General features: G+C 37.9%; 19 protein-coding genes. 10 read left to right on the top strand and 9 right to left on the bottom strand.

From position 1 onward, the window contains the following. Position 1: 1 nt before the first annotated feature. The 3 genes from ABIB50_RS06850 to ABIB50_RS06840 all read right to left on the bottom strand — a co-directional run bounded on the left by ABIB50_RS06850 (position 2) and on the right by ABIB50_RS06840 (position 3,223). On the bottom strand, positions 2-1,792 hold the full coding sequence (locus ABIB50_RS06850; protein WP_429378359.1) for a hypothetical protein: 1,791 nt from the start codon (positions 1,790-1,792) through the stop codon (positions 2-4). After that, a complete protein-coding gene (locus ABIB50_RS06845) occupies positions 1,789-2,847 on the bottom strand; it encodes an HD domain-containing protein (protein ID WP_429378357.1) in 1,059 nt (352 codons plus the stop codon). The genes ABIB50_RS06850 and ABIB50_RS06845 overlap by 4 nt, the downstream gene beginning before the upstream one ends. 151 nt (positions 2,848-2,998) lie before the next feature. Then, the gene (locus tag ABIB50_RS06840; RefSeq protein WP_429378355.1) at positions 2,999-3,223 is read right to left on the bottom strand and encodes a helix-turn-helix domain-containing protein; all 225 of its coding nucleotides are present in this window, start codon (positions 3,221-3,223) and stop codon (positions 2,999-3,001) included. Between the two features lie 510 nt (positions 3,224-3,733). On the opposite strand from ABIB50_RS06840, the gene ABIB50_RS06835 reads away from it, so the two are divergent. Continuing rightward, complete coding sequence (locus ABIB50_RS06835) at positions 3,734-4,204, top strand: hypothetical protein (RefSeq protein ID WP_429378353.1); 471 nt, start codon at positions 3,734-3,736, stop codon at positions 4,202-4,204. 16 nt (positions 4,205-4,220) lie between these two features. On the opposite strand, the gene ABIB50_RS06830 is transcribed toward ABIB50_RS06835, so the two are convergent. Beyond that, a complete protein-coding gene (locus tag ABIB50_RS06830; protein WP_429378352.1) occupies positions 4,221-4,442 on the bottom strand; it encodes a helix-turn-helix domain-containing protein in 222 nt (73 codons plus the stop codon). Between the two features lie 325 nt (positions 4,443-4,767). On the opposite strand from ABIB50_RS06830, the gene ABIB50_RS06825 reads away from it, so the two are divergent. The 4 genes from ABIB50_RS06825 (at position 4,768) to ABIB50_RS06810 (ending at position 11,261) form a co-directional block, all read left to right on the top strand. Further along, complete coding sequence (locus ABIB50_RS06825) at positions 4,768-5,049, top strand: hypothetical protein (protein WP_429378351.1); 282 nt, start codon at positions 4,768-4,770, stop codon at positions 5,047-5,049. 291 nt (positions 5,050-5,340) lie between these two features. Continuing rightward, positions 5,341-6,636 (top strand): thioredoxin-like domain-containing protein, encoded by a 1,296-nt coding sequence (locus tag ABIB50_RS06820; protein ID WP_429378349.1) that lies wholly within the window; start codon positions 5,341-5,343, stop codon positions 6,634-6,636. A 38-nt stretch (positions 6,637-6,674) separates the two neighbouring features. Further along, on the top strand, positions 6,675-9,872 hold the full coding sequence (locus tag ABIB50_RS06815; protein WP_429378347.1) for a SusC/RagA family TonB-linked outer membrane protein: 3,198 nt from the start codon (positions 6,675-6,677) through the stop codon (positions 9,870-9,872). 30 nt (positions 9,873-9,902) lie between these two features. Then, entirely contained in the window at positions 9,903-11,261 is a 1,359-nt protein-coding gene (locus ABIB50_RS06810) for a RagB/SusD family nutrient uptake outer membrane protein (RefSeq protein ID WP_429378345.1), read from the top strand. Positions 11,262-11,303: 42 nt separating this feature from the next. On the opposite strand, the gene ABIB50_RS06805 is transcribed toward ABIB50_RS06810, so the two are convergent. From ABIB50_RS06805 to ABIB50_RS06790, 4 genes are all read right to left on the bottom strand, one after another. Further along, positions 11,304-11,609, bottom strand: a complete 306-nt coding sequence (locus ABIB50_RS06805; RefSeq protein ID WP_429378343.1) for a hypothetical protein — start codon at positions 11,607-11,609, stop codon at positions 11,304-11,306. A 141-nt stretch (positions 11,610-11,750) separates the two neighbouring features. Beyond that, positions 11,751-12,203: a MauE/DoxX family redox-associated membrane protein gene (locus ABIB50_RS06800; RefSeq protein WP_429378341.1), complete on the bottom strand. Its 453-nt coding sequence runs from the start codon at positions 12,201-12,203 to the stop codon at positions 11,751-11,753. 36 nt (positions 12,204-12,239) lie between these two features. Beyond that, positions 12,240-12,446: a DeoR family transcriptional regulator gene (locus tag ABIB50_RS06795; protein ID WP_429378339.1), complete on the bottom strand. Its 207-nt coding sequence runs from the start codon at positions 12,444-12,446 to the stop codon at positions 12,240-12,242. A 141-nt stretch (positions 12,447-12,587) separates the two neighbouring features. Beyond that, entirely contained in the window at positions 12,588-12,878 is a 291-nt protein-coding gene (locus ABIB50_RS06790; protein ID WP_429378338.1) for a helix-turn-helix domain-containing protein, read from the bottom strand. Positions 12,879-13,010: 132 nt separating this feature from the next. Between ABIB50_RS06790 and ABIB50_RS06785 the strand changes: the two genes are divergently transcribed. Further along, on the top strand, positions 13,011-13,178 hold the full coding sequence (locus tag ABIB50_RS06785; RefSeq protein WP_429378336.1) for a hypothetical protein: 168 nt from the start codon (positions 13,011-13,013) through the stop codon (positions 13,176-13,178). A 30-nt stretch (positions 13,179-13,208) separates the two neighbouring features. Here the strand turns inward: ABIB50_RS06785 and ABIB50_RS06780 are convergent, their stop codons facing one another. Next, positions 13,209-13,832: a rhomboid family intramembrane serine protease gene (locus ABIB50_RS06780; RefSeq protein ID WP_429378334.1), complete on the bottom strand. Its 624-nt coding sequence runs from the start codon at positions 13,830-13,832 to the stop codon at positions 13,209-13,211. Positions 13,833-13,935: 103 nt separating this feature from the next. Here ABIB50_RS06780 and ABIB50_RS06775 point away from each other — a divergent pair, with 103 nt between their 5' ends. The 4 genes from ABIB50_RS06775 (at position 13,936) to ABIB50_RS06760 (ending at position 18,250) form a co-directional block, all read left to right on the top strand. Continuing rightward, the gene (locus ABIB50_RS06775) at positions 13,936-14,577 is read left to right on the top strand and encodes a hypothetical protein (protein ID WP_429378332.1); all 642 of its coding nucleotides are present in this window, start codon (positions 13,936-13,938) and stop codon (positions 14,575-14,577) included. Between the two features lie 39 nt (positions 14,578-14,616). Next, complete coding sequence (locus ABIB50_RS06770; protein WP_429378330.1) at positions 14,617-16,020, top strand: cysteine peptidase family C39 domain-containing protein; 1,404 nt, start codon at positions 14,617-14,619, stop codon at positions 16,018-16,020. A gap of 91 nt (positions 16,021-16,111) precedes the next feature. Next, positions 16,112-16,954, top strand: coding sequence for an RteC domain-containing protein (locus ABIB50_RS06765; protein WP_429378328.1), 843 nt, complete (start codon positions 16,112-16,114; stop codon positions 16,952-16,954). A gap of 168 nt (positions 16,955-17,122) precedes the next feature. After that, complete coding sequence (locus tag ABIB50_RS06760) at positions 17,123-18,250, top strand: Fic family protein (RefSeq protein ID WP_429378326.1); 1,128 nt, start codon at positions 17,123-17,125, stop codon at positions 18,248-18,250. Positions 18,251-18,565 lie beyond the last annotated feature (315 nt).

Genomic DNA, 18,565 nt, shown 5'->3' with positions numbered 1-18,565 from the left:
CTTATTCCAATTCTGTAAGTAAGCTAAGCTGAGGATCTTCCCCTCCATTTGAAAGTGTCTTGTTTGCCTCTCTTTCAAATTTTAAAGGATCAGTCAAGCTTAATTTAAGTAGACTACTGTTCATGAATTTATAACCTTTAAAACCGGCGGGATCTAATTTAAAATAAGGAGATAGGGTGCGGCTTAGAATATAAAGCCGACACCTACCTGTACCTTGTTTGTTCCCAATAGAACTTTTATGTAAATATCCGTAATGTTCTGCAAGATCAATTATTTCTTTTAGTTCATTATCCGGGGTATCATTAAGTGCTACAGAAAATACAATTCTTTCTGCACGGTCAGAAACAAATATCCGGTGAAACATCTGACCTAATCCAATAATCAAATTATAAAGCTTGTCTGCTTTGCTTAATCTTTCATTTTCGTTTTTATGACCATGCTCTTCAATTACTTTTTGAAATTCATTTTCTAAAAAGCTGCTTGAATATTCCTTTATTATAGTGTCCTGAATAATCACAGGAATATGATCAATGTCTGGAATCTGAATCTCATTTCTAGAGATATGATTTGAGAACATCCTGGTTGCTGGCTCAAGAAAATGGCGTATAATACCAGATGAAATATCAACTAAATTATCAAATCCTGCATAGTTATAATGCGATCCAGCCCTGCTTCCTTTTAGCCTTTTGACGTACTCTGATGTTGCATATCTTCTTGCTGCGTCGCCGCCCGCATATGACTTTTCAGGATTAGTGTATTCAATTTTCAAGCTTGCCTTTATTTCTTCAATTTCTTTTTCTTGCCCAAGATCAAATGGAAAAAAATCCACAGGGGCAATCGTTTTTTCTAAATACTTTTCGATCCTTTTACTAACTATTCTTTCAATACGTTTATAATAATTGTTATTGGGTGTAGTATAAACTGTTGCAATATTGACCTGTGAATAGTCATGAGGTGAATCAATTGTTTTATTTGTAACAGTTCTTAAAGTTTTGTAATCTAATTGAGTAGAAATTTTTATACTTATGTCTTTAGATGTGCGATAGGAAACCCATGTATTTAAAATTTTGGTTTGAGTTTCATTAAGATAGCCAGCATCATCAACTAAAATAAATATTGGCTTATCTGCTGGGAAGAAAGAAAGTTTTTTTAATTCCAACAATAGTGGATATAAAAAATCAAGGTAATTGCATAATGGTCCATTATACTCTAATGGCAATGACGGAGACAATGCAACTTTTTTACAATACGTTTTGCAGCGGAGAAAAATCTCATCCAGAATTTTAATAATTCTATCTAAATATTCAGCACTGCTATTATATTTAATTTTATAATTATCGATAGGCTGACCAGAAATATCTACATACCAAAGAAATGTGTCATTATAAAATGTTTTAATTTCATTAAGACAACAATCAACATCTTCACCATATTGGAGAATATTTTTGAAACACTTGGATGCTACGTAAGTGGTTAGTAAATGCTCATTGAAAAACGTATTTGAACTATCTCTCAATCTGTCAAGTTCAGGGTAGTTAATATCAGTTAATTTTATTGGGGCGTAAAGGGAAAAATAATTTAATTCATTTAGACTACAGTTTCTATCTATTTTTTGACAGTCAGGCATCATATATCTGAACATCATACTTTTTCCTGAACCTCTTGGGCCATTTAAAAAGGTATGCCCAATCTCTGGAACCTGATAAAAATCTGTAAAAACATCAACAAATAGTTCATGCACCTCTTTTGCAGAAATCCCTTCGGGCGTATTTACTTCAAACGGATTTTTCATACTGACTGTAATTTTGATTTTATTAAGCTGGAAAGATAATCTCCGTCAATTTGTTGCCCGCCATGTAAGGTAAGAGAATCACATGCTTGAAATATATCGTTTTTTTCCAAAGTTGGATAACCATTTTCTTTCAGATCATACCCTATCGGATCAGTTATTTCGTCATGATCTGATGATTTAACCAAATTGATTTTCACGCGAACTTTATTAAATCGGCATTCTTCTGGAAGAAACCGACCACAGTATAAAGCTTCAAGAAAAGTTTTTTGTGTCCGCTTGTAGATTTCAGTGATTAAATATTCCTGCACAATCCCGCTTTTAGTTTTCTTTGGATATTTATCGATGAGAAATTTATCCATTACATAAAAACTAAGTTGAATTTCCCTTTCATTAAATGAGATACTATCCAGACTGGCAGAATATAGGTGAAATATTTTACTCGTTTTTTCAAGTTGATCTATGTCAATAAGAAATTTTGAAGCTCTTGTTAAATCTTCCGCTAACTCATCTCCCAGTCTCAGCAATGCTGCTAAAAATTGCGGTCTTATTTTTTGATGAGATAACATATCAATTGGCTGAAGCTTACCTATAGGATCTTCCTGTCCACCATGAGCTTTAGCTATATTGCCAATTATGAGTTTTTCCGATGTGTTTAAAATATTCCCGGGGTCAAATTTCGCTAACAACTCTTTTCCCTTTTTAGCGTGATCGACCCGGCTACCGATTAAATGACCAGAATCATGGAGCTGGATTGCCATTAATAAGATAAATATCTCATACGGAGATATGTGAAATTTTTCTGGTTCAGAAGTTAGCGAAGGGTTTAAGCAGGTTATAATTTTTGAAACTCTATCGATTACCATTTTTATGTGATCAACACCGTGATCGTTATAGTAACCTTCTTTTTCGATTTCTAAAATCTTAGTTTTTATCTCTGGATGTACGTCCTTATCAAAAGCACTTTTGAAGGTTTTATATATACCAACGTAATCCTTTTCATGAGGAAAAACAGAATAATCTTTATCTAACTTTAGGAACTCTTCTTCAATATTCACATTAAACTTTTTAAATGGCCAGAATAATCTTTAAATTAATAAAAATCAAACTCTAAGCTTTTATTAAATTAAGTTATTTCAATTGATAAAAATAACTTTAAAAATGTGATATTCTAAGGTAATTAGAGAGTATTCTAAAATCAAAAAAGGATTAGAAATCCATCAGTTCCTTCAACGGTATTTCTAAACCGGTTGAAAGTTCCATCAATGTATGAAAGGTCATATTAATTTCGCCCCTTTCATAGCGCACAATATCGCTGTGCTCAATGTCGCATTTGGCTGCTAATTTTCTCAAGGAAAGTTTTTTGCTTTTTCGCAGGGCTTGTAGGTGACGGCCGAATTTAGTTAAGTTTTCTTTTTGGGTATCGCTCGCCATCACAGTATTGGAACTGCGGGGAAATTGCTTGTTTTTGAAATAATAAGTGTTGTGTTTTGGCACACCACTTATTAGATTTGCCTATCTCTATTTTACCTTCCAGCAATGTGAGCATAGTAGAGTTATTAACTATGAGAAATAATAACAAGTTAAAAACTGGACCATATAGACCCCAAAAATCAAGACAATTATACTTTATAGCAGGACTTTTAATGCTGTGGGCTATAGTATTCTTAATTACCCGTTACCGGTTGTAGTACCACATTTGTTTTGTGGCCCATAACTATTAATAGCTTTTACCAGCCGATGAATAAATTAAAACGCTGAGTTATAATTTACAATTTGTGATTATGGCTTTTTTGAAAATAATTAACGAAATTGTTTCTTTACACAGTATTTATCAAATTTTCAAATATGAATAAGGCCTATTTTCTTTATACACTTTGTTTAATTTTCTTTTTCGGGGCCTTTAATGTCCAGGCCCAGGTTCCTGTGAATATAGCTGGCGGGATGATATACATAAATGATGGCTCATACAGGCCAGATCCTAAAAAATATATCGCGCTTGCAGATAGTCTTAACAAAAAGCTTAAATTAAATGACCAGGATACCACAAGTGCCTACTACCGGGCGTTATTATATTTAAATTTTAATGACCTCAAATCAGTTCCATTTCCTGGAGACAAAACGGCTTTTACAAATTTAGTAGTAGCTAAAGTGCTGGCAGATAGAGCTATCAGCTTAAAAATGAAAAATATAAATTTGAAGATAGTTCGCGCCCAAATTTGCAAAGAGTTGGCTTACCGTTACTCCGGTGATGAGTCATGGAAATACAATACCAAACAAATAGCTGATAGACGAGCTCAATTTAATAGCTACAAAGAATTAGCTAATAAGTATTACACCGAGTTAGCTGAATTAGATAAGCCAAACGCCTATGATTATGACAAGTTAAGAGTGAATTATAATTATCCGCTTTAGCAATCACTGACATTATCTAAAAATCAAGTAACTCTTTCGGCTGTACCTCAAGAACTTTGGATATTTTCATTAAAGTACTCAATCGTATATCTACTCTCCCTTTTTCAATGTTGATTAATTGGTGATGCTCCATGTCAGCCAATAGCGCGAATTGCCTCGTGCTATATTTCTTATCAACTCGCAAATTCGCAATTTTTTCACCTAATATTTCCTTGAAGGTTTTTGCGCTCTCAGACATTTAGGAAATATCCGTTAAGTTAAAAAATAAAGTGGTACATTATTTTGTACCACAACGAAACTTTTGTATATTAGTGAATTAAAACTAAGACATTATTGATAGTTTAATTATTTTAGCGAATCTTAAAAATATATAAGCATTCGCACTTAACACTCGCTCTGGGAAACTGGTAATTTCAAATTTGGGACGAGGGATGTAAGTGATAAATGCTCACGCTTAAGGCGTGGGCTCACTTATTCGTTCCCGGTATACCAGTACCTCCAGAGCAATAAGCTGAGTTCCACGCCTTTCTTTTGGTGTAGTCCAGCTTGCCAATTTCTTGCAAATGGAAGCGTTATATATAAACAACAATTTTACATCTGGTTTATCTTTAAAAGAGGTAATAGCTACCTTTTTTAAAGGCAATTCACCTGAAACAGTCCATGCTTTGTTTTGGAAAATGTTTCAGTGCTGGGTAATCAAAGATTGTAATGTTAAAGCGGAAGTGTCGGACGAAGAAGTGGCCCTGCTCTTCGATCAGTTGAATGACCTCGTTGCCGAGGCTTACAAATTGCATCAGGCTAATGCAGATGTACCAAATCAGCAGGAAGGGATTAGTCATGATTAATTTCCCCGTACAATCTTGGGTACTGCTTATTTCGCCCGCAGAATAAGTACTCACTTACCTCTTAGCCCAATCGGGCTAATTAATTCATCAAAATTATTTAACACAATATAAAATGAAGCAAAAAACCGGCTTCCTGGGATTTCTATTGCCTTTTTTTAAGCGATTATACCTGAAAATGAGATCAGTTAATTCAGTTGTTAATCACAGGCAAAATCTATTTGTCGTGGCATTATTAATCCTTTGGTTGCTGGTTTTTTTGCTCATTAAGTATTCTCCTTTTACTATTCATAAATGAAAAAGTCTATTTTAATTTATTTACTGTTCTCGCTGGTTGGGATGTTTAGGGCGAATGCTCAAACCAAACAGGATAATCAAATTATTGTTGCCCTGAATATTGGAGATAAAGTCCCCGACATGAAAATCTCCGATCTGGTGAACTATGCCCATCCTACATTGAATATATCAGATTTCAAGGGAAAATCGCTGCTAATAGATTTTTGGGCCACATACTGTACAAGTTGCTTGCATCATTTTCCGCTTGCAGACAGCTTACAAGCAGAGTTTAATAATGACTTGCAGGTGCTCTTGGTTGACAATAAAAGTGAGCACGAGAAAAAAGATAACATTTTAGCGACACTCAAACGGTTTGATACACCGGTACACCATTTCAGCCTACCTTCTGTAATTAATGACACCATTCTGGAAAGGATGTTCCCTCATCAGTCAATACCGCATTACGTATGGATTGATAAAGATGGCATTGTACGGGCTATTACATCTTCAGAAGAACTAACCCGTAAAAATGTCATCCGTTTTTTACAACAGCAGGTAGCCCCGAAATTTATAAAAAAGGATTTTAGCCGCGACCAGCTTTTATATACTTCGGAGGATTTGCCGTTAAATCAATTGCAGCATTTTAGTATGTTGATAAAAGGCAAGATTGACGGTTTACGTGGCGGAGGCCTACGCCTTATCAATGATACTGCACGGGGAATTGTATTAAGGAAAAAAAGTCTTTTTTGGATGTATTCGGTTATTGCAGGAGGAAAGCTTCCTGACGGCAGCGACAGCCGCGTCAAGTTAGCGGTCAGAAATCCCTCAAAAATCACCTATCATCATTCGGCTCAGTCAGAAGCGGACTGGGAAAGAGAAAACTTTTATAATTATGATCTGGTAATACCCGCCAGTGAGATGGATCATCTTTATGATTATGTGCTTGATGATTTAAACAGGTACACGCCTTATGTAGGAAGCTTTGAAAAGCAAAAGACATTCTGCTGGATGCTTAAGAAAACGGATAAGGCAGATCACATCCATACGGGTGGTGGTGAACGATTGAACACACTGGGCGAATTATCAAATCCCAAACTGGTCAATACTACAATGATCGATCTCTGTGATTATTTAAAAACCCTGAGCGGCAATGCGGTGATTCTTGATCAAACAGGTTATAAACAGCACATAGACTTAACTTTTCAGGATGGGGTTAAGGACATGCCCGGCATTCAAAAAGAGTTGGCGGCATATGGCCTTAAATTATATTCATCCTATGAGAAAATTGAAATGCTGGTTATTAAGGACAAATAACGGCAGCACTTATAAAACTTAGTAATAACAAATACTTCATGAAATTAAATTTACTCATACTGGCATTGCTATGCACTATAAATGCCAGTTTACATGCACAGCAAAAGACAACAGGCCAGGTTATTAATATGCAAACCGGCGAGCCTGTACCTGGTGCTACTATTAAACTGATCAAAACGGGTATTGCTACTAAAAGCGGTAGTGATGGTTATTTTTATCTTTCAGACATTATTTTTCCGGATTCTGTTGTTATAAGCCATATAGGTTACAATACAAAGAAGCAACTGCTTCGTAACTATACACAGATTTCAGATTTAAAGATAACACTTCAGCCCGTTACGACAGAACTGCACGAGGTTATCGTTTCCACCGGTTATCAAACACTCCCAAAAGAACGCACTACTGGTTCATTTACTGCGATAAGTAATCATAAATTAAATGAGCAGGTGAGTACCGACATCCTTTCTCGACTGGAGCCGATAACAAGTGGCTTGGTGTTTAACCGTACAACAGGTTCCACGCCTCAGATTCAGATCCGAGGCCTCAGCACCATTAACGGGCCTACCTCTCCATTAATAATTCTTGATAATTTCCCTTATGAGGGGGATATCGCCAATATTAACCCTAATGATGTAGAAAGTATCACCGTTTTAAAAGACGCGGCAGCAGCTTCGATCTGGGGTACAAGGGCCGGTAACGGGGTAATCGTCATTACCTCAAAAAAGGCCAGGTTGAATCAGCCCCTGAGCATAGATTTTAATGCGAACATGACAATTGGCACAAAGCCCGATTTATCATATACTAAACCCATCTCTTCTAATGATTATATCAATGTCGAAAAGATGCTTTTTAGTAATGGCTTTTACGATAGTAAAATTAGCGACCCCGCTCATCCTAACTTGTCCCCGGTCGTGGAGTTATTAGCCGCAGCACAAGCCGGTACAATATCAGCTGCCAATGCTAATTCACAGATTGATGCTTTCAGGAATATTGATGTTAGAAATGACTTTGACAAATACTTTTACCAACAAAGCAGAAATCAGCAATATGCCATAAGTCTGAAAGGTGGTTCAGCTACCGAGTCCTGGTTGTTTTCCAGTGGATATGATAAAAATGTAAGTAATCTCGCGGCCGGTTACAACAGGATTAATCTACATTTTCAGAATACATTCCGCCCTATTCCCAAATTACAGGTAGCAACGTCTTTATTTTACACACAGAGTAATACTGCCACGGGTAAGCCAGGATACGGTGATATACTATCTGATGGTACCAGTTTATATCCCTACGCCCGGTTTGCCGACGGAGATGGAAACGCGTTGCCTATTGTGAAAAACTATAGCCTTTCCTACTTATCCACGGCAGGCGACGGCAAATTACTCGACTGGAAGTATTATCCGCTTAACGATTACAAAGAGGTCAGTAATAAAACTAACCTGCAGGACGTTACTGCAAACCTGTCAGCAAATTATCAGCTATTCAGTTTCCTGAATTTTAATTTGCAGTATCAGTATAAAAGGCAGGATACACACAACAATAACCTACAGGGTGCTGACAGTTACTATACAAGGGATCGGATCAATTCGTTTACCCAGATTGACCCTTCGGGAAACGTTACTTATATTATACCGAAAGGTGGCATCCTAAACCAGTCCGATCAGTTGATTGAGTCGCACAACTTGCGCGGACAATTTAATGTCGAAAAAAATTGGTCAAAAAGTGAAATCAACGCGATAGCCGGTGTCGAGGTTAGGCAGATAAACACAACAGGCTATTCAAATGGTTTGTACGGCTACGATCCCAATACGCTTACTTTCGGGAATGTGGATTTGACTAACACTTATCCTGATTTTGTAACCGGCTCTTATAACTTTATTCAGGACAACAAAAATCTAACGGCTATCAGAAATCGCTTTGTTTCGCTATTCGGCAATGCGGCCTACACCTATGACCGTAAATATACTTTTTCATTAAGTGCGCGCAGGGATGCCTCAAACTTATTCGGTGTAAACACGAACAATAAATGGAACCCTTTGGGTTCAGCAGGAGCAGCATGGGAGATATCTAAAGAGCATTTTTACCAGGTTGGTTTTTTACCTTACTTGCGCTTGAGAGCCACTTATGGTTTAAGCGGGAATGTTGATTTGTCGAGAACGGCAGTTACCACGATCAGCTATTCAGGTAATTCTCCTTATACACAAACACCCTATGCTATCTATAATACCTACGCAAATCCTAATTTGAAATGGGAGACATCAAAAATATTCAATCTGGCTGTAGATTTCAGTACGGTTAACAACCGGATATCGGGAAGTATAGAATACTTTAGAAAAAATGGTGAAAACCTTTTTGGAAACGCGCCACTGGACTATACGACCGGTATTGGCAGCACCGTTACAAAAAACGTTGCATCGATGAAGGGAAGCGGCGCAGATATAACCTTGAATACGATTAATACGACTGGTGCATTTCAGTGGACTACCCAAATTAATTTTAGTTTTTATAAGGACAAAATAACGTCCTATTACACGGAAAATACAGCCGGTTATAATTTTGTAAGTGCACATCCATCCATATCCGGCGTTGTTGGGAAGCCCGTATATTCCATTTTATCTTATAGCTCTGCGGGTCTTGACCCTGCTAATGGAAATCCAAGAGGATATATCAATGGTCAGCTAAGTGAAGATTACGCATCATTGTACAATGATACGCAGCTATCAGAATTGAAGTATAGCGGATCGGCGCTGCCTACCAAATACGGATCGGTTAGTAATACCTTCAGTTACAAAAATGTAACACTTACCGTAGTAGCCACCTATAAACTGGGCTACTATTTTAAAAAGACAGCCTTAAGCTACTCTGATCTATTTCAAAATGGAATCGGTAATGGCGATTATGCTATAAGATGGCAAAAGCCAGGTGATGAGTTGCATACAACCGTACCTTCAATGAGCTACCCGGCAATTCCTGAACGCGATGGCTTCTATGCAGGCTCTGAGGATCTGGTTGAAAAAGGAGATCATATCCGGATTCAGTATATTTCAGCCAGCTATGAATTTAACCGCAGCAGGACTCCTGGCTTTCCATTCAAAGTGCTACAGCTATATACTACAGTTAGCAACCTTGGCGTAATTTGGCGGGCAAACAAAGATCATATTGATCCTGACTATTATTTTGGGCCAAGCACGTTAAAGCCGCCTTTAACTATTTCCCTTGGCCTAAAAGCTTCCCTATAATTCTTTTATTTAATGCTCAAATATCAAATCATGAAAAAAATTAATATAATTATATTTTACTGCTGTTTAATCATCGCCATAAGCGGCTGTAAAAAATTTCTGGATGAAAAGCCGGATGCTAAACTTAACATCCCATCAACGCTTGCCGATTTTCAGGCATTGCTTGATTATTATCCTGTCATCAATAATAATGGAGCATCATCGGGAGAAGTATCTGCTGATAACTATTATTTGTTGGATGCGGATTTCCAGGCGTTGACCCAAGACTATCAAAAAAACCTTTATACCTGGCAGAAAGATAATTTGTTTGCCTTGATAAATAATGACTGGTTTTATGCCTACAGGCCTGTATTTACATCAAATACCATTTTGGAAGGTTTAGGTAAAATAGCCCCTACAGCAGTGAACGGCAGTGAATATAATAACGTCAAAGGAGAGGCATTATACATTCGCGGAAAAGCATTTTTAAAGGCTATTGGTTTATGGTCAGCGGCCTACGATAAAACAAATGCTACCGCGCAACTCGGTATTCCTATACGATTAAGTTCTGATTTTAATCAGGCTACTGTGCGAAGCACTCAGCAGGAATCATACGATCAAATCATTTCAGACTTAACATCGGCTGCGGCGTTACTTCCCATTACACCCCTACAGGTTCTACGGCCATCTAAACCTGCTGCTTATGCGTTATTGGCAAGGGCGTATTTATACATGGGGCAATATGATAAAGCCGGCTTATATGCCGATTCCTGCTTACAGCTAAACCATACATTAATTGATTTCAATTCACTGAATACAGCAGCGGCTTACCCATTTATGAAGTTTAACGCTGAAGTGATCAATGATGGACAGATGACCAATTTGGCTCCCATTCAAAACACCAGGGCAAGAGTTGATACGCTGCTTTACAATTCTTATGATAGTAACGATCTGAGAAAAGAGCTTTTCTTTAAGATAAGTATAAACGGAACACACGTTTTTAAAGGTAGCTACGAAGGCGGAAGTAGCCCTTTTGATGGTGTCGCTATCGATGAAGTCTATTTGATGAGAGCTGAATGTTATGCCAGGTTAAATAGAACTAATGAAGCATTACGGGATTTGAATACACTTCTTGTAACCAGGTTTAAGAAAGGCTTCTTTTCGCCATTCATTGCAACCAGCAGCGATGCTGCTTTATCGATCATCTTAACAGAGCGAAGAAAGGAATTATTGATGAGGGGGTTGCGCTGGAACGACCTTAAACGGCTTAATCAAAATGGGGCAAACATTAGCTTAACCCGTAATGTGAACGGGCAAGCCTATATTTTAAAGCCCAATGATTTAAAATATACACTTCCGATCCCCGATGATATTATCCAGCTGACAGGGATGCAGCAGAATCCAAGGTAATCAGGAAAGGCAATGCTTAACGCATTGCCTTTCTTTTACGGTTTAATTTTTGGTTTGAACCGCTGCCGCCAAAATTTGGGCGTTTGTACGTGCATCTAACCAGGTTTGTAAACTTCCGCTGATGTTGTCGATCTCACACGGTAAACTTCCTCCATTATCACAGGTAGGCGGCGACGTTACCACCTCGTAATTGGCGGCCGTTTTCATCTGTGCTGTAGTAGTTCCCTTGAAGTGATAATTACTACTGAACTTCGCAGCCTTTGCAGGTGTAAATGAACTTTGGGTAATTGCGATAGCAGAACCTGCAATAAATGTTGCTAAAGCTAAATTTAATTTGAAACGACGCATATTTGTTTATGCTTTTTAAATCAAAAAGCATTTGAAAAACTTTAAGGTTAAATATTATAATTATTGCCGACTCTTCAAACAGGTTTTCAGCTTATCCTGCTTGTTGCGAGAAATTCCCTTTCACAGCAACAAATTTTTCCTTCATTTGATCTGTTTTGTCACCGCTGCTCCTTTCTTTAAAAATATGATGGATGATATGGTTAGGGCAAGAAAAAAGAGATTAAGAAAAAGGTGCGACCTCCAGGAAATATGCTCCAAAATGCCTCCGCAAGAACATGGAACGTTCGTGAAAAAATGGAAAGTGGCTAACGCAACGTACCCTGTGAAAAGCAGAAGAAAGATCAACGAAAAGAATAGTCCTTTATTAACGGTTCTTTCAAAGCATAGTAGCAAGCTAATCAGCAGTTCAGCGGGCGGTAACAGATAAATACTAACCGTCTGTAAAAACGGATATAATACCTGCAGGTGCATTTGCTCTTTGAAATGCGTGAAATTGCTAAGCTTACTAACGGCAGCATAAACCCATAAAAGGATTAGTAGAAGAACACTTATCTGAATGAAATACTTCCTTAAAACTTCTATTCCCTTAATCATGAGTTAAAGGTAGCGCGGGTCAAATGACAGAAAATGTCACTCTTTATCTTTTACGAAATATTTTTTTTGTTGCCGGTCATATGCTATGTTATGACCTTTTTCGCGCAAGTGATTCAGCATACGCTTAATGGTGCGCGTACTACAGCTGAAACGTTGGGCTGCTGCATCTATAGACCGGAATCTGTTTTTGGAGATTAACTCTAAAATATAGTCAAGCCGCTTTTCGTATGACCTATAATCCATGACATTTAATTTTCAAACTCATTATTAATGAGTGAAAATCAGATTAATAGCTAAAAATAATTACAACTAAAGATTGTAAATTAATTTATACAGCTTTTTTAAATGTCCCTGTAATAGGATATAAAAGAATAGATTACATGGTTATTTGCTACTACCACCTTTTGAGTTCCAAACCTTTCTAATCTTGTTTAGAGTTTTGTAAATATATGCCTGCGCAAGTCCTGTACCGTATTTAGGTTTAGGCATCAATTCATAAGGGGAAATTTGCAGGATCTCTGCTATGGCAAAAACTCTTCGGATTGTTAGTTCTGTTTCAGCCCGTTCTATTTTGGAATAGGCCGCCTGTGAAATGTCAAGCTCAAATGCCATATTCTCCTGGCTGAAATTCTTTTCCAATCTCTTTAATCTTATTTTCTCACCGATGGAATTCATTAAGCTAAATATTATTTAATTATCCTATAAGCAAATATAATAATTTACAACTAATGGTTATAGCATTCCAAAATCTACCTAAAGACCTTTATAGCAATTTCCAATACCGGAAAGAAACATAAATAAATTGCCATGAAAGATCTATCTGACATCGAAGCAAATGAATTAAGAGGGAGTGCCGGTGCTTGTGCAACCAGTATCGTTTTATCTACATCAATAGGAGGACTATTTGGGGGTATCGGTGCGGCTATTGGTTTCATTGGCGCGGCTGCAGGGCCCGCCTGCCTCGGCATCTTTTAACCAAATACCGGGGGCTTTGATCCCCGGTATTTAAAATAATATCGGAGGGTATACCACTAATGCAGCCGTAACGCCTCCCAGTGCACCATAAAAATGCAGTTCGTGATTAACCATATCGTTTCCTCTCTTCCATTTATAAAACACCAGCAATAAAATATAGATCAGTCCGGTATAAATATTCTTTATCCCTCCGATAAATGAATAAGTAAAGGCCGTTCCGTTAGGATCAATGATCATAAACGCGAACAGGCATCCCATAATACTCCCTGAACATCCGGCACTTGAATAAGTGAACTTACTTGCGTTTTTCAAAGTATACCACACATTACAGAATAGCTGACTTATAATAAAAATCTCCAGAAACTGCCAGCTCCCATAATCGGATTTCCTATTCAATATTTCCTCCAAATCAGAACAGAATACATAAAGGGTAATCTCATTTAGCAAAAGATGAATGAAATCGTTGTGTACAAGATCAGCAGATAATAACCGATAATATTGCTTGTCTTTTTTGACACTACTGGGATGTAATAGCAGGTCTGCAAATAGCTTTTTATTGTAAATGGCGATGGCGCTTACACAAAAGATAATCACCATCAGGGAAACTGTAACCGGGAATCCCAACCCCATTAAACTGTTAAGGTGCGTATTCATATAAATATATTTATCCCCCACAATTACTTTAACCAATAATTTACAATTTGTCGTTATTGGCAATGGCACTTTTCAAGGTGAAATTTACCAAAAAAGTTGCTGTATGAAATCCATGTTAAAAAATTGTTACGTAAATCTGATAATTCTGATCTTACTAACCTTTCTGCTGATCTTCGTTACTAACCGTAATATACTGACGGTTGGGTTTTATGAAAATGGCGGAGACCCGTTATCGGGAATACCCGAACAAGGAGTGAAAGTTTATGAAAGCCTCCAAAACTGGATATACTTCTCTTCTGCAGTTTATCTTCTAATTAAACTTTGTTTGATAACCCTGATCATTTATACTGCCCTGTATTTAAATGACCAGGTCGTCCCTGCTGGCAAAATATTCACAATTACTGTTTTAGCTGAATACATATTTTTGGTGCCTGCTACCATAAAAACGTTAAGTTTTCCCCTGTTATTTCCGAACGGATCGTTATTAGATTGGCGCAAATATTACATTCTCTCAGCCCTCTCCATATTTGAAGAGGCACCGGCAGATTGGTCATACGCACTCCAAACTTTAAATGTATTCGAGGTTGCTTATTGGTTTATTCTGGCCTATGGGATTTTCAAGGTTTCCAAGCTGAACTATGACCAGTCATTGAAAATAGTCACGGTAGCTTATCTCCCTGCCTTATTCATTTGGGTAACAGTGATCACTTTCCTTACGCTATTGCTATTTCCAGGCATGAGTTGATTTTTCATCGTCATTATTTACACTTTAACATTTATCTGAATGAAAAACCTGAATTACATGAGAAACACTTTTGTGAGACAATGTGGCTTAAATGACTGTGGAATAGCTTGTCTTGCAATGCTATTAAATTATACGGGTAGAAACAGTGATGCTGATTTGTTGAGGGAAACGATATCGGTTCCAGAAAATGGGTTGTCTTTGCTCGATCTTCGAAATCTGGCACATAAGTTTGCGCTTAATGCCCGTTGTGTCACAGCGGATATCTGTTTTCTCCGGAAAATCCGTTTACCTATTATCCTACATACAATTGACCATAAACAAGAAAATCATTTTGTCGTTTGTTTTGGTGCTATTAAAAAACAGGATGGCTGGCATTATTTAATAAATGACCCGGCAAAACAACCGCTACTCGTACCAGAAAGTTATGTTGAGCATATCTGGAAGAGTAAAGCCGCTCTGTACTTAGAGAAACTTCGCTTATCTACCTTATCGTTAAAAGCACACCCCTGGGTAACCTTACTTTCCCTTAAATCTTTGCCAATAGAGTTTTGGATAAGTATTCCTTTGCTAAATCTATGCTCTGCTTTTTTGGGTATCGCACTTTCCTGGATGCTGCAAAGAGGCATTGATAACTCGCTGGCCGAGAAAAAAACTGCTTTGATCATTTCCGTAATTGTGTTGTTGCTCATAATCACTGTTTTCAAAAGTTTATTAACTTACATCAAACAGCGCATCTTGATCAAGTTAAACAAAGGAATTAATGAACAACTCATTGACTCCATTATTAAAAGCGTTGTCAATAACGACGAGAATAAATTTGTCCCGGGTAGTGGAAAATCGATGAAAGCAAACCTGGCAGATGTTCAAAAAATCCAGAATGCGGTATCTTCATTTGCATCCGTTCTGCTGTCAGAAGGTTTTTTGGTTGTCTTTATTGTAGCCGGTATATATTATTCGCAAATGGGAATAGGATTGATCAATACAGCTTATCTTGTTTTGGTCGGCATTTTAACAGCCAAAAGGTCGCCTGAATTAATGCTTCAGGCAGCGCATCTACATGAATTATCCCTTGTTACAGAAAGTAGTTTAACCGCCGAGGTTCAATCTTCCGTCGAAGCGCAGAACGCGGAAATTCGTTTTCAACAACATCAGAAAAACCATAAAAGCTATTTATCATTCGCGAGGTCTTTGGCTGTCAAAATCAGTGGATTTAACCTCTTAAATGAATGTATAGGAACTGTTAACGTGATAGTCGTTTTGGCTTTTTGTATTGTTCAACAACAGCTTCAGGCTATTTCTTATAATTCAGTGATGGCTATGGTGATCCTGAGCTATTTTATAACTGCATTAATGCCGAAAATATGTAACGCGTTTATGGTAATTACAGAAGGGGCCGAAGTATCCCATCATTTTAAGCAGGCCTCATCTACCGAACAACTTTAATTATTGACAATATATCCATTTGCTGACCAGTGCTGCAATAGGTACCTGATGGGTTTTTTATGTTCTTTTTTTTACAATTTAATATAACACCATGAATCAGAAATTTGAAAAAATGAAATCAAAATTAGTTGATGATCTTGATAATATGATTGAACACCAAAGCCCGCTGGAAAAACTTTCCAAAGCATCAGGTATAGTTGAATCGGCTATACAGGAATTAAATGAACTTATCGCAGAAAATAACTTCGACAGCCCGCAGGATGAGATATTGTTTTTTAAAAAGCTAAGACCAGAAATATTTGCTCTACGTATAGAGGAAGTATTTCGATACAATCTGGCTGTAAACAAACCTATCGGCACCTCCGAAATACAGGTTAAATACTTTGAAGAGGAATTAAAAGCGCTGCAAAGTTTTTTCAGGATGAACTCTTTTCACTACCAGTACTATAAAAATGGACTTACTAATCTGGATCACATCTGCTTTTTACGGGGTGCAGGGCCCTTACCTGTTCCGCTGGCCGAGTTCTCCGAAACCGATAGGGAATTCACCACTCCAATGAGTAACCTGTTTGCCAGGTTTATCGCTTATGAACATATGCAGTATTTTATTCTGGAGCAGATAACGCCATTGAAATACCCCGAACTGATGAAGCTGCCCAAAAATGGAGGTCAATTCCTGGATATGAAATGGACAGGGGATTCGATAAATATTGTTGAACTTGCCTACGGGATTTGGCTAACCGGTCAGCTTAATAACGGAAATGCCAGCCTCAATCAGATCGTTAAATGGCTGGAAGCTAACCTGCACGTTAATATTGGCGTTGTGCAGCGCAGGTTTATAGAAATTGAAAGACGAAAACGACTGAGCCCTACAAAATATATTGACCAGATGCGGGACACTATCCGCCAGAAGATCGACAGGGGTAACTCCTAATAGCACAAAATGCTTTTGCTCAATCGTTGATTTACCGTCGTAAATTCGACAAACGGTATTTAGTTAAAGACTTACCGTCTATGTGTTATTTGTAACTTAGTTTTACCGTGCAAATTCGAGTAAACGGTAATTATTTGTTTTTTTACCGTTTAAAATCTATCTTTGAATATGCCGTCGACTTATAAAATAAACCCTGACAGAACAAAACCATGGAATGATATTCCTGAATTACCTATAACGGAAGCAATCTATAAAAATACGGCGGTGCTGGAACAACTGGTTACAGCACGGGCAGCACTGGCCAGGTTGCAGGGAAGAAGTATAGCGATACCCAACCAGGGCCTGCTCATCAATACCATCAGCTTACAGGAAGCAAAAGCCTCCAGCGCTATTGAAAATATCTTCACAACAGATGATGAACTTTATAAAGCTTTCAGTGACCAGAAATATCAGCTGGCACAAGGAGCATCGAAAGAAGTGTTAAGATACCGGGAAGCCTTATGGGCCGGCTATGACTATCTAAAATTAGCACAGGGATTCGACCAAAAGTATTTCATCGATATGTACCGTGAAGTTAACCAGGCGAGCGACGGTATCAGGCCAGCTTTCTTACAAACCGTTATACTGCAGGGTGGCAGCGGCGTCAATGCGGGACAAGTCGTTTATACGCCGCCAAGAGGAAACCAGATACTGGAAAAGAAGTTACAGAACCTGATCGATTTTATTAATGATGACGTCGACTATCTTATCGATCCGCTGATTAAAATGGCAATCGGTCATTTCCAGTTTGAAGCCATCCACCCTTTCCGGGATGGGAACGGCAGGACGGGAAGGATATTTAATATTCACTATTTAACCAAGTCCGGCCTTTTAGATTTCCCGATCTTGTTTTTAAGCCGTTACATCATCGATCACAAAGATGACTATTACAGCCTGCTTTCGGGAGTATCACAAAGGGGCGACTGGCAAAGTTGGATCTTGTACATGCTGAAAGCGGTTGAAAGTACCTCAAATATCACCTACTCAAAAATAAACCAAATATTGGCTGTAAAAGAAGCCATACTGGACGAGGTGATTAAGCATAAAGAAATCAGACGGCCCGAGCAACTAATCCAATTAATTTTTACGCAGCCATTCACTAAAGTTAAGCACCTGGAAGATGCCGGGCTGTATGCTGAAAAAACAGCGCGTAATTATTTGAATAAGTTAAGTGATATGGGTATCCTGGAACGCCGGTCAATTGAAGGCGGGCATTACTACCTGAACCTCGAACTCTACCGGATCTTATCCGAGTAACCAGCAAATTCCACACCCTTCCGGATCAGATTTAACGGCTAAGCAAAATAGCTGTAAGGATTTGTATTGTCTTCGATTTATTTTCTAAACACAATCTGTTTTTACTATTTCCACGATTTATTTTTCGGTAGTACCGAAAAGCTTGTCAATTCCCCTTCCCCGATAGCTTCACCTTTGATCTCAATGAAGCTGCAATAAGCTATGATCTTTTTAAACAAGCATTGTTCAGGACGCTATTAAATGCCTTGGCAATAAGCCTACTAATCAGGTTCTGCTTATCAACCATCTCACGACTGGCGGTACTGATAACAGTCC

Source organism: Mucilaginibacter sp. UYCu711, assembly GCF_050433825.1.
In the GTDB taxonomy this organism is placed as follows: Bacteria; Bacteroidota; Bacteroidia; order Sphingobacteriales; family Sphingobacteriaceae; genus Mucilaginibacter.
This window is presented reverse-complemented; position numbering and strand designations above follow the sequence as displayed.